The organism is Methylolobus aquaticus, from assembly GCF_054172105.1.
Map to the genome: position 1 here is coordinate 65,053 of NZ_JBSYXP010000015.1, position 23,314 is coordinate 88,366.

19 protein-coding genes are annotated in these 23,314 nt (G+C 65.3%); 14 read left to right on the plus strand and 5 right to left on the minus strand.

The window, feature by feature from the left end; genetic code table 11:
* Positions 1-2 precede the first annotated feature (2 nt).
* Positions 3-812, plus strand: a complete 810-nt coding sequence (locus tag ACW73L_RS17845) for a Stf0 family sulfotransferase (RefSeq protein WP_498923934.1) — start codon at positions 3-5, stop codon at positions 810-812.
* Between the two features lie 59 nt (positions 813-871).
* Here the strand turns inward: ACW73L_RS17845 and ACW73L_RS17850 are convergent, their stop codons facing one another.
* Genes ACW73L_RS17850 through ccmA form a run of 3 tightly spaced genes read right to left on the minus strand, consistent with a single transcriptional unit; the run spans position 872 to position 2,925 of the window.
* The gene (locus ACW73L_RS17850; protein WP_129884533.1) at positions 872-1,603 is read right to left on the minus strand and encodes a heme ABC transporter permease; all 732 of its coding nucleotides are present in this window, start codon (positions 1,601-1,603) and stop codon (positions 872-874) included.
* 4 nt (positions 1,604-1,607) lie between these two features.
* Positions 1,608-2,285, minus strand: coding sequence for a heme exporter protein CcmB (gene ccmB, locus ACW73L_RS17855; protein ID WP_498923935.1), 678 nt, complete (start codon positions 2,283-2,285; stop codon positions 1,608-1,610).
* Position 2,286: 1 nt separating this feature from the next.
* Positions 2,287-2,925 carry a cytochrome c biogenesis heme-transporting ATPase CcmA gene (ccmA, locus tag ACW73L_RS17860; RefSeq protein WP_498923936.1) on the minus strand — a complete coding sequence of 213 codons (639 nt, stop codon included), beginning with the start codon at positions 2,923-2,925 and terminating at the stop codon, positions 2,287-2,289.
* Positions 2,926-3,481: 556 nt separating this feature from the next.
* Between ccmA and ACW73L_RS17865 the strand changes: the two genes are divergently transcribed.
* The 10 genes from ACW73L_RS17865 to ACW73L_RS17910 all read left to right on the plus strand — a co-directional run bounded on the left by ACW73L_RS17865 (position 3,482) and on the right by ACW73L_RS17910 (position 16,289).
* Complete coding sequence (locus ACW73L_RS17865; RefSeq protein ID WP_498923937.1) at positions 3,482-4,783, plus strand: M18 family aminopeptidase; 1,302 nt, start codon at positions 3,482-3,484, stop codon at positions 4,781-4,783.
* Between the two features lie 86 nt (positions 4,784-4,869).
* Complete coding sequence (locus tag ACW73L_RS17870; protein ID WP_498923938.1) at positions 4,870-6,090, plus strand: glycosyltransferase; 1,221 nt, start codon at positions 4,870-4,872, stop codon at positions 6,088-6,090.
* Complete coding sequence (locus ACW73L_RS17875) at positions 6,087-7,211, plus strand: glycosyltransferase (protein ID WP_498923939.1); 1,125 nt, start codon at positions 6,087-6,089, stop codon at positions 7,209-7,211. The genes ACW73L_RS17870 and ACW73L_RS17875 overlap by 4 nt, the downstream gene beginning before the upstream one ends.
* A gap of 19 nt (positions 7,212-7,230) precedes the next feature.
* A complete protein-coding gene (locus ACW73L_RS17880) occupies positions 7,231-7,917 on the plus strand; it encodes a sulfotransferase family 2 domain-containing protein (RefSeq protein ID WP_498923940.1) in 687 nt (228 codons plus the stop codon).
* Positions 7,918-7,959: 42 nt separating this feature from the next.
* Positions 7,960-9,066, plus strand: a complete 1,107-nt coding sequence (locus ACW73L_RS17885; protein ID WP_498923941.1) for a glycosyltransferase family 9 protein — start codon at positions 7,960-7,962, stop codon at positions 9,064-9,066.
* The gene (gene asnB / locus ACW73L_RS17890) at positions 9,067-10,884 is read left to right on the plus strand and encodes an asparagine synthase (glutamine-hydrolyzing) (protein WP_498923942.1); all 1,818 of its coding nucleotides are present in this window, start codon (positions 9,067-9,069) and stop codon (positions 10,882-10,884) included.
* A 150-nt stretch (positions 10,885-11,034) separates the two neighbouring features.
* Entirely contained in the window at positions 11,035-12,741 is a 1,707-nt protein-coding gene (locus tag ACW73L_RS17895; RefSeq protein ID WP_498923943.1) for a ClcB-like voltage-gated chloride channel protein, read from the plus strand.
* A 292-nt stretch (positions 12,742-13,033) separates the two neighbouring features.
* Complete coding sequence (locus tag ACW73L_RS17900; protein WP_498923944.1) at positions 13,034-13,633, plus strand: Uma2 family endonuclease; 600 nt, start codon at positions 13,034-13,036, stop codon at positions 13,631-13,633.
* Between the two features lie 156 nt (positions 13,634-13,789).
* A complete protein-coding gene (msbA, locus tag ACW73L_RS17905) occupies positions 13,790-15,616 on the plus strand; it encodes a lipid A export permease/ATP-binding protein MsbA (protein WP_498923945.1) in 1,827 nt (608 codons plus the stop codon).
* Between the two features lie 169 nt (positions 15,617-15,785).
* Positions 15,786-16,289 carry a hypothetical protein gene (locus tag ACW73L_RS17910; RefSeq protein ID WP_498923946.1) on the plus strand — a complete coding sequence of 168 codons (504 nt, stop codon included), beginning with the start codon at positions 15,786-15,788 and terminating at the stop codon, positions 16,287-16,289.
* 93 nt (positions 16,290-16,382) lie between these two features.
* Here the strand turns inward: ACW73L_RS17910 and ACW73L_RS17915 are convergent, their stop codons facing one another.
* Positions 16,383-17,726 carry a sigma-54-dependent transcriptional regulator gene (locus ACW73L_RS17915; RefSeq protein WP_498923947.1) on the minus strand — a complete coding sequence of 448 codons (1,344 nt, stop codon included), beginning with the start codon at positions 17,724-17,726 and terminating at the stop codon, positions 16,383-16,385.
* Between the two features lie 2 nt (positions 17,727-17,728).
* A complete protein-coding gene (locus ACW73L_RS17920; protein ID WP_498923948.1) occupies positions 17,729-19,426 on the minus strand; it encodes a sensor histidine kinase in 1,698 nt (565 codons plus the stop codon).
* A 126-nt stretch (positions 19,427-19,552) separates the two neighbouring features.
* Between ACW73L_RS17920 and sucC the strand changes: the two genes are divergently transcribed.
* Genes sucC through ACW73L_RS17935 form a run of 3 tightly spaced genes read left to right on the plus strand, consistent with a single transcriptional unit; the run spans position 19,553 to position 23,251 of the window.
* Entirely contained in the window at positions 19,553-20,716 is a 1,164-nt protein-coding gene (sucC, locus tag ACW73L_RS17925; RefSeq protein WP_498923949.1) for an ADP-forming succinate--CoA ligase subunit beta, read from the plus strand.
* Positions 20,713-21,585, plus strand: coding sequence for a succinate--CoA ligase subunit alpha (gene sucD / locus ACW73L_RS17930; RefSeq protein ID WP_498923950.1), 873 nt, complete (start codon positions 20,713-20,715; stop codon positions 21,583-21,585). The genes sucC and sucD overlap by 4 nt, the downstream gene beginning before the upstream one ends.
* A gap of 46 nt (positions 21,586-21,631) precedes the next feature.
* The gene (locus ACW73L_RS17935) at positions 21,632-23,251 is read left to right on the plus strand and encodes an NAD+ synthase (protein WP_498923951.1); all 1,620 of its coding nucleotides are present in this window, start codon (positions 21,632-21,634) and stop codon (positions 23,249-23,251) included.
* Positions 23,252-23,314 lie beyond the last annotated feature (63 nt).

Genomic DNA, 23,314 nt, shown 5'->3' on the forward strand with positions numbered 1-23,314 from the left:
GGATGAGCACGAATCCGACGATCGCGAGCATTTTCGCGGCTGCCGCCGTCGATTCCGATCGGCTCGCGGCGTTGGAATCACTTCCCGAGCCGCGGAGCCGTTACCTCATCGCGATGACGCCGCGTTCCGGAAGCAGCTGGCTCTGCGCAGCGCTGAAGGCGACGCGTCGCTTCGGCCGGCCGGACGAAGCGCTCAATGCAGCGCACATTCCCAACGTGCTGAGGCGTGTTCCGGGCGCTACAGCCGAGGCCTATCTCCGCAATGTCACCCGTGCCTGGAGCAGCCGCAATCGGGTGTCGGGCCTGAAGGTCAGCTGGTTCCAGTTCAGGGATTTCGAGGCGGCCATGCAGGATCGTTCCTACCTTGCCGGATTCCGCTGGATCTATCTGACGCGTCGTGACCTGGCGGCGCAGGCAGTATCGCTCTACAAGGCGGTCGAAACCTCTGTCTGGCATACGAACGTCAGCCACGCCGATGCGGCGCTAAGCAAGCTGGAAGCGCTGGAGTACCGCTACGAGGCCATCGCCGAGTGGTACCGGCACATCGTGGAACAGGAGCGTGGTTGGCAGGCCTACTTCTTCCGGAGACGCATCTTCCCGCTCTGCCTCAGTTACGAGGACATCGAATACGACCTGGCAGGGGCCGTGAAGCGTATCGCCACCTTTGTCGGTGTCAACCCGGACAATGTGTCGCTTCCGGCCGAGCCGACCGTCTTCCGCAAGGTCAGCGATGAGCGCAATGGCGAGTGGGCGAGGCGCCTGTTGCTCGATCTGCAACGCGACGCCGATTCCCGGCGCCAGCCTGCTCGGTAAGTGCCGCGCGTTACGCTTCCCTGTGCGGGCGGTGGCATGGAGAGCGCCGCTGAACGCAGCTACCCCAGCAACTCCTCCACCCATGCGCTGCGGCGTTCCCGTTCCAATACCTCGGTGCGTGCGCGCATCAATACCAGCGTAAAAAAGTAGAACTGGAATGCCGCCGCCATCAACAGCAGCGGCAAGAGCATCGACAGGTGGATGGATGGCTTGTCGAACTTGGTCACCGTGGGTCCCTGATGCAGTGTGTTCCACCACTCGACCGAGTAGTGGATGATCGGGATGTTGACGACCCCGACCAGAATCAGCACGCCGCCAGCCCGGCCCGCGGCGCGCTTGTCGTCGATCGCGGCGACCAGGGCGATATAGCCGAGATAAAGGAACAGCAGGATCAGTTCCGAGGTCAGGCGCGCGTCCCAGACCCACCAGGCACCCCACATCGGTTTGCCCCACAGCGAGCCGGTGGCCAGTGCCAGGAAGGTGAACGAAGCGCCCAGCACTGCGGAACTGCTGGCCATCACGTCCGCGAGCTTGATGTTCCAGATCAGGTGTATCGCCGCGGCGACCGCCATGAACACATAGACGAACAGCGACATCCAGGCGCTGGGCACATGGATGAACATGATCCGGTAGCTCTCGCCCTGCTGATAGTCGGGCGGCGCGACGAAAAGACCGAAGTAAAGCCCGGCAACCATGAACAGCACGGTGAGCGCCGCAAGCCACGGAATCATTTTCCCGGCAATCCGGTAGAAGTGCTTGGGCGAGGCGAATTTGTGCAGGAAAGTCCACATGGCGTTAGCTCAAACTGATGCGCAAGGCCGCGGCGACGGCGAACGGTGCCAGCGTGACACCGAGCGCCAGCAGCGCGGCCAGCAGGTATAGCTGACCGGCGACCGGAAGTCCGGCGGCGGCAGCGGAAACGGCGCTGGTCGCAAAGATCAGCACCGGGATGTAGAGCGGCAGGATCAGCAGCGTCAGCAGGAGGCCGCCCCGCCGCAGGCCCACCGTCAAAGCCACGCCGACCGCTCCGATCAGGCTCAAGAGCGGAGTCCCGATCGCGAGACTCGCGACCAATGCCGTGACAGCTGCCGTCGGCATCGAGAGCAACAGGCCCAGCAGCGGTGCCAGCAGCACCATCGGCAGGCCGCTGACGAGCCAGTGTGCCAGGACTTTGGCGATCACGAGGACCGGCAGTGGCTGCGGGCTCAACAACAGCTGTTCCAAAGATCCGTCGTCGAAATCGGTGCGGAACAGGTTTTCGAGCGAAAACAGGGCCGCGAGCAAGGCCGCGATCCAGATCACGCCGGGTGCGATCTGCCGCAGCAGGTTCACGTCCGGGCTGACGCCGAGAGGGTAGAGCGTCACGATCATCAGGAAGAAGATGAGGGGATTGGCCAGTTCTCCGCGATGGCGAAAGGCCAGCATCAGATCGCGCCGGAGCAGCGCCAGGAAGGCGGCGACGAGAGTGTCCATGCTATGCCAGCACCAGGCTGCGGAGCGGGCCGGATACCTCGATCGGCTGGTGCGAGGTCAGCACGGCGAGTCCGCCTCGGTCGGCATGCCGATCGAGCAACTGTCGGACTAGGGTCAATCCTCGGGTGTCGAGGGCCGTGAACGGCTCATCCAGTATCCACAAGGGAGCCGCGCTGAGCAGTAGCCGGCTCAGCGCCGTGCGTTGCCGCTGTCCGGCCGATAGAATGCGTGTCGGCGCATCTTGATACCCGTCCAGCCCCACCGTTGCCAGAGCGTGCGTGATCGCGTCGTCATTGGCTTCCAACCCCGCCAGCGTGAGCCAGAGGCGCAGATTTTCCAGGGGCGACAAGTCCATCTTCAGGCCGCCCTGATGTCCCAGGTAGATCAGCTCGGCACAATACTCGGCGCGGCGGCGCGCGATGGCGTGCCCGCGCCAGACCACGCTGCCTTCACTCGGCAGGCTGAGGCCGGCGAGGATACGCAGCAGGCTGGTCTTGCCGGCTCCGTTGGCGCCCTCGACGGCGAGCAACTCGCCGGCAGCCAGGTCGAAGGACAGGTCGCAGAACAGCAGACGGTCGCCTCGAATGCATTCCAGGCCCTGTGCTTGCAGCTCCGCGGCATCGGGTGACGGCTTACCCATCGGGTCTTGTTGGGGAAGTACGGTGGGAATTCTGTTGGGGAACGCCTCACCGTTCCCCATCGCGTGCCGCGCTTGCGCGGTCAGCGCGCATGATAGCGGTTGCGGGCAGCGGGTCAAAGCGCGGTGCACTGCGTGGACCGGGCACCGGGCTCGTCGCTACGGAGCCCCGCTGCGACCCCGTAAGGCCCTTCGCCTTATCCGGATAATGATCCGGACCGCTGCCTTTACTGTCGCAGCGACAGGCCCGGAGCGACCACTGGCCGGTCCTCGGCGGCCGGCGCTCGGGGTATCGGTCCACGGCCTGCGGCGCGCATGGCCGCGATACGCTTGATGCGGCCGGGGCAGGAAGGCGGGCTACAATAGCTGCGGAGACAGGGCGCCCAAGGCGTTCGGCGTTACCACTGACCGCGCAAGCTGCGGTTCCGTTTGGCGGTTCAGCCGGTGCTGCTTACCATCCGCCATCGTGACGAGCCGGCCCTGTCGTGGACGATCTGAAGAGACTCCAAGGGATCAGGAGCGACCGCAACATTTCCGTTTTAACTGATCTGGATTGCACATGATCATCACCCCCGACGTTCGCGCCCATGCACAGGCGCTGCTCGACTTCGTCGATGCGTCGCCCAGCCCCTGGCACGCTGTGGCCGCAATGGCTGGTGCACTGGAGGCCGCGGGCTTCAGTGAACTGGACGAAGCGCAAGCCTGGAGCCTCGCGCCGGGGGCGCGGCACTATGTGATCCGCGGTGGTTCGTCGCTGGTGGCTTTCATCGCCGGTCTGCAGCCGGTCGAGGAAGCCGGTTTCCGGATTGTCGGCGCGCACACGGACTCTCCGGGCCTGCGCGTCAAGCCGCGACCGGCCGATACCGCCGGCCGCTTGATCCGCGTCGGTGTCGAAGTGTACGGCGGTCCCATCCTCGCGACCTTCGCCGATCGGGATCTGGGCCTGGCGGGGCGCGTGAGCCTGAGGAGCGCCCAGGGCGTGGAGACGCGACTGGTGCTGATGGACCGACCTTTGCTGCGCCTGCCGAACCTGGCGATACACATGAACCGCAAGGTCAACGAGGACGGCCTGAAGTTCAACCGGCAGACCGAACTGCCGCTGCTGCTGACGAGTGTCGGCGATGCGCCGGCAGATGATGTCTTTCTGCGTCTGCTCGGCGCTGCCGCTGGCTGCAGCGCGGGCGACATCCTCGGTCTTGAGCTCAATGCGTTCGACACCCAGCGCGGTGCATTCTGGGGAGCGAATGAGGAGTTCATCGCGAACAGCCAACTCGACAACCTCGCCTCGTGCCATGCCGGCTTCGTCGCGTTGATGGACGCCGCACCGTCGCCCGTGACCTGTGTCGGGGCTTTCTTCGATCACGAGGAGATCGGCAGCGAAAGCGCGAAGGGCGCTGCCGGCAGCCTGTTGTCCGATGTGCTGGAGCGCATCGTCCAGGCCGGCGGCGGCAGCCGCGAGGGCCTGCGGCGTGGCCTGGCGCGGAGTCTGATGCTCAGCGCGGACATGGCGCATGCATTCCAGCCGAATTTCCCCGGCGCCTATGAACCGGGGCACCTGGTTGCCGTCAATGCCGGGCCCGTCATCAAGAGCAACGTCAATCAGCGCTATGCAACCGATGGTGTCGGCGCGGCGCGGTTCGCGCACCTGTGCGAGCGCGCGGGGGTGCCCTATCAGACGTACTGCCATCGCAGCGACCTCGCCTGCGGGAGCACGATCGGCCCCATGACGGCGGCGCGCCTGGGGCTGGATGTGATCGACGTCGGCAACCCGATGTGGGCGATGCACAGCATTCGGGAGAGCGCGGGTGTCCTGGACCATGCCTATCTGCTGCGCGTGTTGCACGAATTCTTTGCCGGCTGATGCGCCGCCGGGCCATTCTTGACAACTTTACCGGGCGGGCGCATCGTTCCTAAGGCCACGAGGCACCCTCTCCATCTCCACGCCTGTTGTACGCATTGATTCAGGACGAAACACACACAGCCCCGACACCGGTGGTGCTGTTCATTCCCAGCTACGGCGATGGCGGTGTCGAACGCAACTTCGTGTTTCTGGCCAATGGCCTCGCGAACGCCGGGTATCCCGTCACGCTGATGGCCAGCGCCGACCGCTGCGTGTTTCTGGAACAGTTGCACCCCAAGGTCGAGCTGTGCCGCCTTGCAGGCGCGAGTGAGAGCGATCTGGCAGCCGAGCTGCTGGCCTTCCTGGCCGGTCAACCGCCCGCGGTCGTGATGACGGGCCAGCATCGTGATGACTGCATCGCGATGACCGCCAAACGCCAACTCGATCGAGGCGGCCACCGTTTTTTCATCAGCGTCGGCACGCCCTTGTCGCAACAGGCGCGGGAAAGCCATCCGTTCTGGCCCAAGCGCTGGTGGTATCGGCGTCGTCTGCAAGCCCTTTTTTCCCGCTGTGACGGCCTCATCGCCAACGCGCAGGGCGTTGCAAGGGACCTGACAGCATTTCTCGGCATTGCGCCGTCCCACATCGCCGTCGCCCCGAACCCGGCCGTGCCGCCGGATATTCTCACGCGGGCCGCGGCGCCGGTGGACCATCCGTGGTTATCCGATACGGCGATTCCGGTGGTCATGGCCGCCGGGCGCCTGAGCCGGGTCAAGGACTTTCCGACGCTGCTGGAGGCTTTCGCGCGGCTGCGTGCGATGCGCCGGTGTCGTTTGATGATCCTGGGGCAGGGGCGACAGCGGCGGAAGCTGGAACGACTCGCGCAGACGCTGGGCGTGGCCTCCGACGTCGACTTCACCGGTTTCGTGGACAATCCCTATGCCTATCTGGCCCGGGCGTCGGTGTTCGTCGTGTCGTCGTTGAGGGAAGGCGGGCCGAATGTTCTGATCGAAGCTCTGGCCTGCGGCACTCCGGTGGTCGCAACCGACTGCCCCTACGGCCCGCGGGAGATCCTGGAAGGCGGGCGCTGGGGAGCACTGGTCCCGGTGGGCGATGCGCCAGCGCTGGCGGAGGCGATCGATGCCGCCTTGCGTGACCCGCTGCCGGGTGCGGCGTTGAAACGGGCGGCCGAACGCTACTCGGTCGAGCAAAGCACCCGCAGCTATCTGCAGGCATTCGGCCTCCTGCCACCGTCGAACCCAGCAGTTCTCGCCGCCGATACTTCGCGGCCAAACTGGGTTGCCAATGCCGGCGGAGCGGTCCGATGAGCGTGCCGGAGCCGCGGAAGCTGGCCGTGTTCATTTCGTTTTCCGGGACCGGCGGTGTCGAGCGGATGGTCCTGAATCTGTTGCCCGATATCGTGAACGCCGGTGTCAAGGTCGATCTGCTGGCCATCGAGCGGTATCCGACGCCCGAACTCAAGAAGCTGGGTGACTACGGTGTGCGTCGTATCGATCTCAACGTGCGCCATTCCTCGCTGGCGGTGCCGGCCTTGATGCGCTACCTGCGGACCAGCCGGCCGGCTGCTCTGCTGGCGGCGAAGGATCGCGCGATCCGTGCCGCCGTGGTGGCCCGCAAGCTCAGCGGTGAACGCGAGCGTGTGCGCTTGGTCGGGCGCCTCGGCACGCATCTTTCTGCGGCCCTGGAACGCAAGCCGGCGCCGTTGCGCTGGTTCCGCACCGGGCCGATGCGGCTGATTTACCAGGGCGTGGACTGTGTCGTGGCGAACTCGGAGGGTGTGGCCGAGGACACGCGCCGACTGACGCGGTTGCCCGATGAGCGCGTGATCGTGATCCGCAATCCCGTCGTGACTCCGGCGCTGGACGTACTGGCGCAGGAGCCGGTCATGCATCCGTGGTTTCACACCGGGGCCCCGCCGGTGATCCTGGGCGCCGGCCGGCTCACCGTTCAGAAGGATTTTTCGACGCTGATCCGCGCATTTGCCCGGGTTCGGGTGCGGCGCCCTTGTCGTCTGGTGATCCTGGGGCAGGGAGGGCTGCGGTCGGAGCTGGAGGCGCTGGTTCAATCGCTGGGTGTCGGTGATGACGTGTGGATGCCCGGGCATGTGACGAATCCCTACGCCTTCATGGCCAAGGCCGCGGTGTTTGCGTTGTCCTCCGCCTGGGAAGGGAGCCCCAACGTCCTGACCGAGGCGCTGGCCGTGGGCACGCCCTCGGTGGCGACCGACTGCCCCAGCGGTCCGCGCGAGATTCTGCGCGGAGGAGAGTTCGGACGCCTGGTGCCGGTCGGCGATGCGGCGGCGCTGGCGGATGCCATCCTCGCGACGCTGGACCGGCCCTTGCCGGGCCCGGTGCTGCGCCAGGCGGTTGCCGAATACTCCTGTCACGTCAGCGCCCGACGCTATCTCGAAGCCTTACATCTGATCTAGCGTCCGGACCGACGGTGCCATGCTGCTTTCACTTCGCTATCGTTTCCTATTCGTGCACATTGCCAAGACCGGCGGCACCAGCGTGCGCGATTCGCTCGGCTGGTACAAATGGACCGATCCCTACCGGTTCCCGCAGTTCCTGTGTAGCAAGCTCAGCGGCCTGACCGGGCATCGGATCGGCGCCAAATTCCCGCGCCACGCGAAGGCCATCGCCGCGCAGGAGATGCTGCCCCGCGAGGTCTACGAGCAGTTGTTCAAGTTCGCCTTCGTGCGCAATCCGTGGGATCTCCAGGTCAGCTCCTACCATCACATCCGCCGGGAGCGTCCCGACCTGATGACGGGCATTCCCGACTTTGCGGCGTTTCTGCGCTGGAAGTTCGATCCGCGGCGCCCCCCTCAGTACCACGCCGACATGTCGACCGTCGTGCAGAGCGACTACCTGATCGACCTGCATGGCCGCCTGATCGTGGATTATGTCGGGCGCTATGAGCATCTGGTCGAGGATTTCGAAACCGCCTGCCGCAAGATCGGCATACGCGCGCCGAAACTCCGTCACAGCCGCCGCGCGACGGACCGGAGCCGAGATTACCGCGCCTATTTCGACGATGCCTCTGCAGCCCTGATCGCCGAACATTACCGGTCGGATTGCGAGCGCTTCGGCTACCGCTTCGATGATCCTTCGGTCTGCCTGCTGACGGGGGAATAGCGTGACCCTTTCGGCTGGTGTGCCGCAGCCCATGCGGTGGTCATGAGCAAGCGGCGCTCGTCGCCGGCGCGTGTGCCGGACAGCATTCTGATCATTCGGCTCAGTGCGATCGGCGACATCATCATGGCCTCGGGTGTCTTGCCATGCCTGCGTGCCGCTTTTCCCGCGGCGCGCATTGCCTGGTTGACCGAGGCCGGCAACGAGGCTTTGCTGCAGGCCAATCCGCGCCTCGACCGGGTCTTCGTCTGGCCGCGCCGACGCTGGCGCGAAGACTGGAAGGCCGGCCGCCGCCGGGCCGTCTGGCAGGAATTCCATCAGCTCCGACAGGAGTTGAGGGGTCAGCGCTTTGACTGGATCCTCGACTTGCAGGGCTTGCTGAAGAGTGCGCTGTGGGCGCGGCTGGCTGGCGGCCGCCGCCGCATCGGGCTCGGTTCGAAGGAGGGGTCGCAGTGGCTGATGACCGAGGTCGTCGACCGGCCGACCGAGAGCCCGCTGATCGGCAAGGAATACCGTCATCTGATGAACGTCCTGGCCGCCGCGCCGGAACGATTCGTGATGGACATGGCCGTCTCGGCCGAGGCCGATCGCCACGCCTCCACGTTGTTGCACGGGTCCGGTGTCGTGGGACCGTTCGCGGTGTTCTGCCCGTTCACGACGCGGCCGCAGAAACACTGGTTCGACGAGCGTTGGGTTGAACTGGCGGTGCGAACACGCCGGGAGGCGGGTCTGGTGCCCGTGCTCGTTGGGGGGGCGGGCGACCGGGAGCGCGCCGCAGCCATCGTGCAGTCCAGCGCTGGCGCTGCAGTCAACCTGTGCGGCCAGACCCGGCTGGACGAATGCGCCGCGGTGATCCGGAGCGCTGCGCTAGTGGTCGGCGTCGACACCGGAATGACGCATATGGGCATCGCGATGGGCCGGCCGAGCGTGACGCTGCTCGGTTCGACCGACCCCTATTTTGAGACCGGCACCGCCCATGGTCGAGTGCTCTATCACCGGCTGCCCTGTTATCCCTGCTACCGCCGGCCGACCTGCGGGGGTGAATTCACCTGTATGCGGATGCATACCGTCGAAGGCGTGTTCGACACGATGCAAACGCTGCTGGCAGGGGCCGAGGCCGTTCCAACCGATCGTCAGGAGGGCAAGAGCTAAGTGTGCGGAATAGCGGGAATCGTGCTGCGAGGTGCGGGGGTAACCGACAACATGCTCGAGCCGATGGCGCAGCATATGCGCCATCGCGGGCCCGACGGCTTCGGCTTTTTCACGCACGAGGGTTTCGGCCTGGTGCACACGCGCCTGTCGATCATCGACCTGAGCGGCGGACGTCAACCGATTCTCGGCGACGATGGCCAACTCGCCGTCGTTGCGAACGGCGAGATCTACAACTACATCGAACTGCGCGACGAACTGGAACAGTCCGGTCGGCGCTTCGCCACACATTCCGACAGCGAGACCATTCTGCATGCCTACGCGGAGGACCCGGTCGACTTCGTCGCACGCCTGCACGGCATGTTTGCGTTCGCACTGGTCGACGCTCAGCGGCGGAAACTGGTCCTGGGTCGTGACCGGCTCGGCATCAAGCCGCTGTTCTACGCGGTCCTTCCCGACCGCGTGCTGTTCGGTTCCGAACTGAAGGCCATCCTGCCTTTACTGCCGGCTGCCCCGGCGATCGCTTCCGAGGCGCTGTCCGAATTCCTGCACGACCACTGTGCGATCGGCGAGCAGACGATCTTTCAGGGAATTCGGCGCGTCGCGCCGGGTGAGATCATCGAGATCGATGCCGACTTGCGAATCCGTCGCCGGACCTACTGGTCGGCGCTGAGCGTCAGGCCACGCGCGATCGATTTCACCGAAGCCGATGCGGAGTTCGAGGCGCTGTTCGAGCAGGTGATGCGCGAGCATGTTCGCTCCGACGTGCCCTATGGCCTGTTCCTGTCCGGCGGCAACGACTCGGCGATCCTGCTGGCCATGCTGAGCCGCTTCCAGAGCCAGCCGGTACGGACCTTTTCGATCGGCTACCGCGACGCCGCGATGAAGGACGAACTGGACGACGCCGAGCGGATCGCCGCCGTATTCGGCAGTCAGCATTCGTCCCTGCGGGTCGACCGTTCCGCTTTGTTCCGACGTATCCCGCATACCATCTGGGCCGCCGACGACTTGATGCGCGACTACGCCAGCCTGCCGACCTCGGCCCTATCGGAGGCGGCCGCGCAGGAACTGAAGGTCGTGTTCAGCGGTGAGGGCGGCGACGAGGTCTTCGCCGGATACCGCCGCTACCGCCAGCCGGCGCTGGCCTGGTGGTTTCGAAACCTGCTCGCGCCGGGCTCCGGCGGCTTCCGGACCCGCAGCGACTGGTGGCGGCGGCGCTCGCAGCATCTGCTCGGGCCGCAACTGGCTGCGCTGCGCCCGCGCTTTCGCGACCCCTACATCAGAGCCTGGCAGAGCGCACCGGCCGACTGGAGCCATCTGACGCATTGCCAGTACACCGATATCGCGACCGATCTGGCCGACAGCCTGCTGGTCAAGGTCGACCGAATGATGATGGGGTTCGGGCTCGAAGGGCGCGTGCCGTTTCTGGACCATCGCGTCGTCGAGTTCGGTCTGTCGCTGCCCGACGGGTTGAAGAGCGACGGTCGCGAACCGAAGATCTTCCTGCGCCGCTGGGCCGAGAAGTACCTGCCCAGAGACCATCTGTACACCAAGAAACGCGGCTTCACGGTGCCGGTTCGAGAATGGCTCAGCGGCCCTTTTCTGGATGGACTCGAGCGCAAACTGATGCGCAACGCTGCCGTTCGTGAATGGTTCGAGCCCAATCGTCTGCCGGCGTTGTTTGCCGCGCAGCGGCGCAAGGGCAACGCCGGCCGCGAACTCTTCTGTCTGATGCAGTTTGCGATCTGGCATCGGCTGTTCATCGAGCAGCCGGGAAGCCAACCGGGTGTCGACGAGGATCCGCTGGACTGGATTGCCTGATAAGGTCTGGCCTGCCGCCGGCCGAGAGCTGTCCGTGGCGCTTGACCGTGCTTTCCTGGACTCATCGTCTCCCGTTCGGCGGCGAACGGTGGGCGGCATCGTGCGCTGCCATGGGCTGCGCTTCGCTCATTTGCCCCTGAATTCGCGATGATGGGCAGTTTCGATCGACTGATGCTGCTTGCGCGAATCCGGCTCGGGGCGCGGTTCGGTCGCATGCCTGCGCATGGCATGTTGGTTTGGGCCGCGCTGATCGGCATGGGCGGCGGTCTCACGTCAGCCCTTTTCCGCGAGGCCAATATCGGGTTGAAATGGCTTTTGACGGGGCAGTCCGGCGACATCGTCGCGATTGCGGAAAGCCTGTCGCCGGGCATGCGACTGTTGATTCCGACCGTGGGCGGGATCGGCGCCGGCATCGCGCTGGCGGTTGGGGCACGGCTGTTTCGCGGCATGCGAGCGCAAGAGTATCTGGAAGTGATCCGGCTCGGCGACGGGGTCATCCTGCTGCGGCCGACGCTCGCGCGGCTCGTCTCTTCGCTGTTGTCGATCAGTTCCGGCACGTCGATCGGCCGCGAGGGCGGGATGGTCCAGTTGTCCGCCCTGATGGCATCGACCGTGGGTCGCCTGTTCCGCTTCTCCAAGCCGCAACTTCGCCTGCTGGTTGCCTGTGGCGGGGCCGCGGGCATCGCCTCCGCCTACAATGCGCCGCTTGCAGGAGCCCTGTTCATCGCCGAAATCGTGCTCCAGTCGCTCGCGATCGAAGCGCTCGGACCCCTGGTCGTCGCATCGGTAGCGGCCACGCTGACCATCCGGCACTGGATTGGACTACGGCCCATCTTCACGTCCCCAGAGCTTGCCGCGCCAGCCGATGTCGACGTGCTGCCGGTGCTCGGACTCGGTCTCCTCGCCGGTCTGCTCGCACCGGCGCTGCTGGGCTTGCTGGGGGCAGCTACCCGCGCCTTTCAGTGGTCGCGGCTGCCGCTGCCGATCCGTCTCGGTTTGGGTGGGTTCCTGGTCGGCCTGATGTCGGTGAACACGCCCGAGATCTGGGGCAACGGTCATGCGGCCACGACCGCGCTGCTGGGCGGACAGCTCGAGGCGGATTTCGTACTGCATCTGTTGATGTTCAAGGTCCTGGCGACCGCTATCGCCGTCGGTTCGGGCGCCGTGGGCGGGGTCTTCACGCCAACGTTGCTGATGGGTGCTGCGGCTGGCTGGTTGTACGGTGACGGTCTGCATCTGGCATTACCCGGGTTGGCAACCAATGCGGTGACCTTTGCCGCGCTCGGCATGGGGGCCTTATTGTCGGGCACGACGCACGCGCCGCTGATGGCGATCGTGCTGGTCTTCGAGATGACGCTGGATGCCAATCTCCTGTTTCCACTGATATTGGCTGCGATGACCGCGCGCTATGTGGCCGCGGCGATCCGGCCGTCGTCCGTTTATGCGCATTCCCTGGGCACGGGACAGGCGCGGCTCCCGTATCTGCTGCATGTCGAGGACCTGAAGACGCGGCCGGTTGCGACAGTCCGCGACGACGTTTCGGCGGAACAGGTCAGAGAGATCTTCTGCCGGTCTGCCGTCCAGCATGTCTGGGTCGTCGACGCATCCGGGCGCTACCGGGGAGCGATAGCGCTGCACACGATGAAACGCTTTCTCGGTCACGGCGATCTTCGACACATCAGGGCTGCGGCGGTCTTCATGGAAGACGATGTGCCGGCGATGCGCAGCAGCGCGCCGTTGACCGATGCACTCGCCGCTTTCTCGCGAACCGGCGTCGAGCGCCTGCCAGTGGTGGGAGCGAACGGCGTCCTGCTGGGGGAAATCAGCAAGACCGATGTGCTGCTATCGCTGGCCTGACCGATCGCACACCCGACGCTGGATGGGCTAAAACGATCGGCAGGCGCACGCCGCCTTCCTTCCGCGCGCGGCGCCCGCGACCGGGCCGGTTCGGCACGGCCGGCCGGGGGGGCAGGTCGACAAGATCAAGGTCATTCCCAGCGGTGTCCAACGGACGACCGGTAGCGTGCGCCGTGCGCACGGATGAGGTCTGACGCCTGCCGCCCCGGATCCTGCACGGGGTGGTAAGCTTTGCCTGACCGATCTCCGTTTTCCGGAAGCGCTCATAACTACGCCGCAAACCGCCTCGTCGATGACCGCTGACGAATTCCTCGAATGGGAACAGACCCAGTCCGAGAAGTACGAGTATGTCGACGGCTTCGTGTATCCGGTCTACGCGATGGTGGGTGCGCGCGATGCGCATGTGACCGTGGCGGGCAATGTATTTGCCGAGCTCCTCGCCCATTTGCGCGGCGGTCCGTACCGGGTGTACATCAGCGACATGAAGCTGCGCGTCGACGCCGCGAATGTGTATTTCTATCCCGACGTGTTCGTGACCTGCGATGCGCGCGACCGCTCCGATCCGCTGGCAAAGCGTCACCCTAGCCTGATCGTCGAAGTCCTGTCGGATAGCACCGCGGCTTACGACCGCGGCGAGAAATTCGCACTTTACCGCCAGATCGATACCCTGCAGGAGTATGTGCTGGTCGATCCGTTCCGGTTCACGGTTGACTGTTTCCGGCGCGACCCGTCCGATCACTGGGTGTTGTATCACTGGGTGTTGTATCACTGGGTGTTGTATCCGTTTGCCGGCAGCGACACGCTCGAATTGGCGAGCGTCGGTTTCAAGGCACCGCTGGCCGCGCTGTTCGAGGACGTCGAGTCTGCGCTACCGGTGCCGAATTCCGATTAGCCTGCCGCTCCCGGCGCAAGCGCGACCCCAGCCGTTTCGCTCGCAGTCCACCCAGCCTCCGGCACCGCGCTCGGGCTTCCGGCCGGGCCATGTGCCGCCACGGCATTTGGCGGCTTTCGCGTATCATTGCGTCTTTTTGCGCGTGCCCAATCGACCATGACCGGCCAGTCCGACTCCCGGCAGACCCAAACCGGTCTCGCCATCTACCGCCGTCTCCTCGCCTACGGGCTGCCGTACTGGAAGATGTTCGCAATCTCGGTCGTCGCGATGATCCTGTACGCGATGCTGGGGCCGGCGTTCGCGAAGTTGATCCAGCCGCTGATCGACGGCACTTTCATCGACAAGGACCCGGCCGTCATGCGCAACGCGCCGTGGATCCTGCTCGGTCTGTCGCTGGTGCGGGGTGTCACGGGTTTCGCCGGGGATTACTGCTCGGGCTACGTCAGTCGCCGCATCATCGCCAATCTGCGTCGCGACCTGTTCGACCAACTGCTGTATCTGCCCTGCAAATACTACGACCGTTCGTCCTCGGGCCAGTTGTTGTCCCGTCTGCTCTACAACACCGAGCAGGTCTCGAATGCGTTGACCACCGGCCTCGTCTCGGCTTTCAAGGATGCACTGACGATCATCGGCCTGACCGCGTTGATGATCTACGAGAACCTGATCCTGTCGACCGTGTTCATGCTGGTCGGGCCGCTGCTGGTGTTCAGCATCCGCTTCGTCAGCAAACGTTTCCGGAACATCAGCGCGCGCATCCAGGAGTCCATGGGGAATGTCAGCCATGTGGCTCAGGAGGTCATCGATGCGCACCGTATCGTCAAGGTCTTCAATGGCAGCGACTATGAGACCGAGAAGTTCGCCCGGGAAAACGAGAGCAACGCGCGGCGCTACCTGCGGTTGATCTCGACCGACTCGCTCAGCAGTGCCGTGATCCAGTTCATCTATATCAGCGGCTTCGCGGCGATCCTTTATGTCGTCTCGTTGGAGTCGGTGCGGCAGACCATCACCCCGGGCAGCCTGATCGCGTTCGTGGCCGCGATGGCGATGATGCTGAGCCCGATCAAGCGGCTGATCAGCATCATGAGCACGATCCAGAAAGGGATCGCGGCTGGCGACAGCATCTTCGAGATGCTCGACACCGAGCGCGAACACGATACCGGCACGCTGGAACTGGACAAAATCGAGGGACACATCGAATACCGGGCCGTTAGCCTTAGCTACAACGAGGACCAGCAACCGGCGCTCAGCGACGTGAACCTGACCATTGAAGCCGGCAAGACGGTCGCTCTGGTCGGGCAATCGGGCAGCGGCAAGACCTCGCTGGCCCGACTGCTGCCGCGCCTCTACGAGCCGACAGGCGGGGAGATCCGTATCGACGGTCATGCGATTCGGGATTTGACGCTTGCCAACCTGCGCGGCCACATTGCCTACGTCGGCCAGGAAGTCACACTGTTCAACGACACGGTGGCGAACAACATCGCCTATGGGCGGCGCGGTGTAGTTTCGCCCGAGGAGATCCGGGAGGCGGCGCGCGCCGCGCATGCCATGGAGTTCATCGAGGCCTTGCCGCAGGGTTTCGAGACGATGGTCGGGCAGCAGGGACTGATCCTGTCGGGTGGCCAGCGGCAGCGCATCGCAATCGCCCGCGCGCTGCTGAAGAATGCGCCGATCCTGATTCTGGATGAGGCAACCTCGGCGCTCGATGCCGAGTCGGAGCGCCATGTGCAGGCGGCCCTGGATATTCTGATGGCCAACCGGACCACGCTCGTCATCGCGCACCGGCTGTCGACCATCCAGAACGCCGACGAGATTTGTGTGCTGCGTGACGGGCGGGTCGTCGAGCAGGGAACTCATGCCGAGTTGCTAGCGGCTCACGGCGCGTATGCCGATCTCCATGCGTTGCAGTTCGGTCATGCCACCGGCGGCAGCCTCCGGCGCAGCGCGCCCGCTGCGGTCCAGGCGTCGCCGAATCCCGCCGTTTGAGGCGTCACCGCTTCGAGGCACTCAAATGCCAGCTAAATCCGGGATATTGCGGTTTCGCGGGTTTCGCCATAAGGTGTAGCGGCCGAGGCGCCGAACCAGGGGGCGCCTCGGCCACGAAAAACGCGCAAGCAATCTAAAACGACAAACAATCCTGGAAAGGAGAGAGAACATGTTCGAGTTGGTAGCGGGCTTGACGGTGGTATTCGCCGGTTATGTTTTATACGAGGTCTTCAAGACGGTTTCGGAAACCAACCGCCGGCCCCCCGTAGCCGGTCCGGCTCAGGAGAAGGCCAAGCTCCCGCCCGAGGCCAAGGCTGCTGCGGCGAAGCCGGTCGAGGCTCCGAAGCCTGCTGCTGCCGAGCCGGTGCCCGAACCGGCTGCTGAAGCCACCGCGCCGCCGCCGGCCGCCGAAGCCGCCGCGGAGCCTGCATCGGCGCCGATCTCGGCTCCGCCCACCGACAAGGTGATCTCGACGTTGCGCAACCCTGCCACCGGCGAGACCTGCCCCGTGCCGACGAATTACCGCTTTGCCAAGAAGTGGGTCAAGGATGCGCTGGTTGCCGAAGGCTTGCTCGACCGGGTCTACAAGGCAGCGGATCTCGATGACGTAGGTTCGCAGCAGGTCAAGGAGGCGATCGGACGGCTGAAGAGCATCGAGAAATATCAGGGTTGAAACAACCCGCTTGAGTCCCGCCGCTCCGGCGGCGAAGGACTATTGCAGACGGGGTATCGCAGCAGGGTCTCGGGCGGTCGCTTTAGGCCGTCGTCATTCCAGGCCCAGTCGCTTGAGGCGGTAGCGCAGCGACCGGAAGGTCAGCCCCAGCACGCGTGCCGCCGCCGTCCTGTTCCAGTGCGTTTTCTCCAGCGCCTCCAGAATCGCGCGTTTCTCCACGTCGTCGATATAACGGTCCAGCGGCATCGAACGGTCGTAGGGTGCGGCTTCCGTCGACCGACCGGTGTCGGTTCCCGCTTCGAGCAGCAGGTCGCCAGGCTTGATCTCGGTCTCGTCGCACATCGCGACGGCGCGTTCAAGAATGTTCTCCAGTTCGCGGACGTTGCCCGGGAATGCATAGGCGGCGAGCCGATCGAGGGCGGCTTGACTCAGCCTCAGTCCGGGCAGACCGTTTTCGGTCGCGATCCGCGCCAGAATGCGTTCGGCCAATTGCGTAATATCGCTGCCCCGGTCACGCAGTGGCGGCACGTGCAGTTCGATGACATTGATCCGATAGAAGAGGTCCTGGCGAAACGCTCCGTCGCGCACCGCCTCGGTCAGATTCGTGTGCGTCGCACTTAGGATCCGCACGTCGACGCGAATCTCCTTGGGATCGCCGATTCGCCGCACGGACTTTTCCTGGATCGCGCGTAGCAGTTTGACTTGCAGCGACAGTGGCAGGTCCCCGACTTCGTCCAGAAACAGGGTCCCGCCATCCGCGGCCTGGAACAGGCCTTCCTTATCGCTCGCTGCGCCGGTAAAGCTGCCCTTGCGGTGGCCGAAGAATTCGCTTTCCATCAGTTCCCCCGGAATCGCGCCGCAGTTCACCGCAATGAACGGCTGGTCGGCCCGCGGGCTCTTGCTGTGGATCAGGCGGGCGACCAGATCCTTGCCGGTGCCCGATTCACCGGTGATCAGGATGGGTGCCTGGCTGCGGGCGAGCTTGACGATGGTGGCGCGGATCTGCCGCATCGCCGGCGAGTCACCGATCAGTGTGTCGCGCGACCGCCGGTCGATGTGGTCGCTGTGCAGACTCAGCTTCAGTCCGACCTCGACCAGACGGCGCAATACTTCGAGGTCGATCGGCTTCGGGACGAAGTCGAAGGCGCCGCTCTTCAGTGCCCGGATCGCGACGTCCATGTTGCCGTACGCGGTGATGACAGCCACCGGCAGGTTCGGGTACCGCTGCTGGATCATCTCGACGAGGTCCAGTCCATTGCCGTCGGGCAGCTTCATGTCGGTCAGGACCAGATGTACGGTGCCGCTTTCGATCAGCGCGCGCCCCGTGGCCAGATCCTCGGCGGACTTGACGGAGACTCCCATGCGGCGGAGCGTGATGCCGACCAGTTCCCGAATGTCGGGCTCGTCGTCGATGATCAGTACGACCGGCTCAGTCATGTTCAGATCGCCGGGTTCTGGCCGTCAGCCAGGCAAAGGCGGAACTCGCTGCCATCGCTGAGCGGCCGATAGTCGATCCGGGCCTGGTTGAGTTCGGCCAGTTCGCGTGCCACGTAGAGCCCCAGGCCCACGCCGCTGCGGGAGGTCGTGAAGAAGGGTTCGAAAATCTGATCGGCGGTCTGTCCATCGATGCCCCCGCCGTGGTCCACCACGGCCAGGCAGGGGCGACCGTCTCGTGCGTCCGCTTCAAGGCGTATCTCCAGCATGGTTTTGTCCGGTCGCCCGTATTTCATCGCGTTGGTGCACAGATTGTCCAATATTTGCCGGAGATGGCTCGGATCGATCAGCGCCCACAGCGAGCGTTCGGCGCCGCGCAGCGCGAAGGGCGGAGCGGACAGATCGCGCTCCTCGGTGAAGTCATCCAGAAACCGGCTGACCCAGGGGCCCAGTTCCACGCGTTCGCGCTGGGTGCTGCGGCCGCGCGACAGTTGCAGGACGTTCTCGACGATTTCGTTGACGCGTTTCGAGTGGCGCAGAATGATCTCGAGGAGGCGCTGATCCTCCCCGCTCAGGGCATCCGACTCCGTCAGGAGCTGAGCGGCATGGTGGATAGCGCTGAGCGGGTTGCGCACTTCGTGCGCAATGCTGCCGGTCAGGCGGCCGAGCGACGTCAGCTTGCTGTGTTGCACGCGCTGTTTGTGGACGGCTTCGTCTTCGAGCATGACCATGTTCAGCGCGGGGTCCGAATGCAGCAGGCGCGCGAACCGGGCATGGACCGGCTGGCCGTTCGGCGAACGCAGCGTGCCGGAGGCCTCCGAATCCTGTTGGGACCATTCCACATAAGCCTGCTGGAATACCGGGTTGAGATCCTTGACGGAGGCGACCGAAGCACCCGCCCCGAGCAGGCGTCGCGCCGCTGGGTTGGCGGTCCGGATGCGTTGCTGGTCGTCCAGCACGAGGATGCCGGACTGGAGATGGTCGATGATGAAGGCGTTTAGCTGACGCAGCGTTGCCAGGTCGTGGCTGCGCTGGGCGGCCAGCAACTGGCTCTGCTCCGCACGCGCCGATAGTGCCGTGGCCAGCAGTGCGACGGCGAAGAACGCCGCGCCCAGCAGTCCGGCCGAGGTCAGGGACATCGCCGACGGCAGCACGCCCAACCCGATGGACAACTCCTGCGACAGCACGGCGATGCTCGCGACCGCCGCAAAGCCCAGGGCGCAGCGTCCCCCGGTAAGGATGCCGCCGGCAGCGACGGTGCAGGCCATTAGGATCCCGAGTCCTCCCGACACGCCGCCCGAGGCGCTCATCAGCATCGCTATCAGCGCGATGTCCGTCAGCACCTGCAGGTTGACCTGGGTCGTGTACTGAGGACGGCGCAGCGCGACCAGGGGTGCACTGAGCACTGCGGTGATCAGACACAGGCCGGAAACCGTGGCGAAGCGTTGGGGGTCCTGCACGTCCACCAGCGAGGTCAATCGGCCGAGCCACAGTGGCACGACGAACGCGAACCCTAGTACGCCGCGGTAGCCGACGTACAACACCAGCGATCGCCAGGCCGGGTCGACCTGAACCCGGTAATTCGGGGAAAAGGGACAGGGCGTCAGATAAGCGCCCGGGTCGGCTGCATCGGGAGTCGCAACGCCGTCCTCGGCGTCGTTGACGGTGGATGTCTTCGTTCCTTCGAGCGAACCCGTTGCCATCGCGGTGCAGTTTTCGCAGGACTTGGCTAAAATGCCGTTTCGCCAAGATTTTAGCACTCGCGGCCCGTAAACGGCCTGTTCCGGCAGCGCAACCCACGCCGGATAACGCTCTTCGGTTCCACACTGATGAACCTACACGAATACCAATCCAAAGCCCTGTTCGCCGACTATGGCATTGACGTCCCTCGGGGGCAGGTCGCCTTCTCGGCGGAACAGGCCTGCGCGGCAGCGACTGCGCTCGGCGGCGACCGCTGGGTACTCAAGGCGCAGTCGCATACCGGTGGTCGAGGCAAGGCCGGCGGAGTCCGCGTCGTCGAAGGCCTGGACTCGGTGGCCGCCGTCGCGTCAGAACTCTTGGGGATGCGCCTGGTGACGCACCAGACCGGCCCTGCGGGGCTTCCGGTCAGCGGGGTACTGGTCGAGGAGGTCCGGCCGATCGCGCGCGAGCTCTACTTGAGCGCGCTGGTCGACCGCGCCAGCGCCCGGATTCTGTTCATCGCATCCGAACAGGGCGGCATGGACATCGAGGCCGTGGCGGCGGAGCAGCCCGAGGCGATTCTGACCTGCAGTGTCGACCCGGTGGTCGGCCTGCAGGCCTACCAGACCCGCGACCTGGCCTTCGCGATGAAACTGCAGGGTGCGCAGGTGGCCGCGCTGGGGCGCATCATGCAAGGACTCTACCGGTTGTTGCTCGACAAGGATCTGAGCCAGGTCGAGGTCAATCCGCTGATCGTCAACGAGGCAGGGCAGCTGCTGGCGCTCGATGCAAAGATCAACATCGACGACAACGCCCTGTACGCGCATCCGGACCTCGTCGAACTGCGGGACCTGTCGCAGGAAGATGCCACCGAAGCCGCCGCGCGCGAGCACGGGCTCAGCTATGTGACCCTCGACGGGGAGATCGGCTGCATGGTCAACGGCGCCGGCCTCGCGATGGCGACCATGGACATGGTGCGGCTGCACGGCGGCATGCCGGCAAATTTTCTCGACGTCGGTGGCGGCACGACCGCGGCCAAGGTCGCCGAGGCTTTCAAACTGATCCTGGCCGACGACAAGGTCAAGGCCGTGCTGGTCAACATCTTCGGCGGCATCGTCCGCTGCGACCTGATCGCCGAGGGCGTCATCACGGCCGTGAAGGAGGTCCATGTCGCGGTGCCGGTGATCGTCCGGCTCGAGGGCACCAATGCCGAGGCCGGCAGGACCATGCTGGCTGAATCGGGACTCGCGATCATCGCCGCATCCGACCTGGACGAGGCGGCCAGCAAGGCAGTGGAGGCAGCACGCGCATGAGCATTCTGATCGATCGTTCGACGCGGCTGATCTGCCAGGGCTTTACCGGCAAACAGGCGACGTTCCACTCTGAGCAGTGTCTCGCCTATGGCACGCAACTGGTCGGCGGTGTCACGCCCGGCAAGGGTGGCACGACCCACCTCGGCCTGCCGGTGTACGACACGGTGCGGCAGGCGGTGTCCGGCACCGGGGCCACGGCTTCGATGATCTACGTCCCGCCGCCGTTCGCCGCCGATGCGATTCTTGAGGCGGCCGACGCCGGCATCACGCTGATCGTGTGCATCACCGAAGGCATACCGGTCCTGCAGATGATGAAGGTGAAGAATGCCTTGCGCGGTTATCCGGAGGTCCGGCTGATCGGCCCGAACTGTCCGGGGGTGATCACGCCGGGCGAATGCAAGATCGGCATCATGCCCGGTTTCATTCACATGCCGGGCTCGGTCGGCATCGTGTCGCGCTCCGGTACGCTGACCTACGAGGCGGTGTTCCAGACGACGCGGGCCGGTCTGGGGCAGAGCACCTGCGTCGGTATCGGCGGCGATCCGATCAAGGGGCTGGATTTCATCGACGTGCTGGCGTTGTTCCAGGCCGACGAGCAAACCCGCGGCATCATCCTGGTCGGTGAGATCGGGGGCAGTGCGGAGGAAGAAGCGGCCGAGTACATCCGCGCCCACGTCACGAAGCCGGTCGTCGGTTATATCGCCGGCCTGACCGCTCCGCCGGGCAAGCGCATGGGCCATGCCGGTGCCATCATCACCGGCGGCAAGGGGACCGGTCAGGGCAAGGTCGCCGCGCTCCAGGCCGCCGGCATCGCGGTGGTCGATTCGCCGTCCGCGATGGGGCGCCGCATGTCGGAGCTGCTGGCCTGAAGTCCCCCGCTATCCGAATGCGATCGCATGCGTGGGGCGCCGGGCGATGAACCTCCGCATCGCGATCGCACAGCTCGATTTCCTCGTCGGTGACGTGGCCGGCAACAGCCGCCGCGTCCTGCAGGCAGCCAGCGAGGCGCGCGACCGCCTTGGGGCGCACGCCGTCGTCTTCCCCGAACTCACTTTGTCGGGCTACCCGCCCGAGGACCTGATCCTCCGGCCCGATTTCCTGCGCTGCGTCGACGACGCGCTGCAGGGGCTCGCGGCCCAGGTGCGGGGCATCGACGTCATCGTCGGCTTTCCGGAGCGTCAGGTCGGCATGCCCTACAACAGCGCCGCGGTGCTGCGGGAGGGCAGGGTGCACTGCACCTACCGCAAGCAGGCCTTGCCGAACTACGGCGTGTTCGACGAAAAGCGCTATTTCCTGCCCGGCGCCGATGCCTGCGTGTTCGAACTGCATGGCGTCCCGGTGGGACTGACGATCTGCGAGGACATCTGGCTGCCGGGGGCCGTCGAGGGCGCGGCCGCGGCCGGCGCACGTCTGGTGCTGAACCTCAATGCCTCGCCGTTTCAGGTTGGCAAGGGCGATGACCGCGAGCGGGTGGTCCGCGATCGCGTCACGGTGGCGGGCGTGCCGGTCGTGTACGCGAACCTGGTCGGTGGCCAGGACGAACTCGTTTTCGATGGCTCGTCCTTCGTCATGAACGCCGCCGGATCGGTCGTCGCCCGCGCACCTGCCTTCGAGGAAGCGTTGTTCGCGGTCGATTTTGCCGGCACCGCGTCTCCCGAACCCGTTGCCGCCACGGTGACACCGCCGCTGGACGAGACCGCCGCGGTATACCAGGCACTGGTGACCGGCATCCGCGACTATGTTACCAAGAACCGTTTTGCCGGCGCGGTGTTGGGGTTGTCCGGCGGCATCGATTCTGCCTTGACACTTGCGCTGGCGGCGGATGCGCTGGGTGCCGGAAATGTCGAGGCGGTGCTGATGCCATCGCGCTACACGGCCGACATCAGCGTGACCGATGCCGAGGCGCAGGCCGAACTGATGGGTGTTGCCCACCATGTGATCCCGATCGAGCCGGCTTTCCGCACTTTCACGGAGACCCTGGCCGACACGTTCGAGGGTCTGCCCGCCGACACCACCGAGGAGAACATTCAGGCGCGTTGCCGGGGCGTGATCCTGATGGCCATCTCGAACAAGAAGCGCAAGATCCTGTTGACCACCGGCAACAAAAGCGAGATGAGCGTCGGCTACGCCACTCTGTACGGTGACATGGCCGGTGGCTTCGCGCCGCTGAAGGACGTGCCCAAGCTGCTGGTCTACCGCCTGGCCGACTATCGGAATGGGATCTCGCGCGTCATCCCGCAGCGCGTCATCGACCGGCCGCCTTCGGCCGAGTTGCGGCCCGACCAGAAGGACGAGGACTCGTTGCCGCCCTACGATCTGCTCGATCCCATCCTGGCCTTGTACGTCGAGGAAGACCGCTCGGTCGAGGACATCATCGCCGCAGGGTATCCCGAGGACGCGGTCCGGCGGGTGACCTGGCTGGTCGACAGCAACGAGTACAAACGCCGTCAGGCCCCGCCCGGCGTCAAGATTTCGCGACGAGCCTTCGGGCGCGACCGCCGCTATCCGATTACCTGCGGATACGGGCGGCGCTGACGGGCGTTGGGGCGCGACGTTCCCATGCTGCGCATCTGTCAGCCACCTCAGACCGCCGCGCGG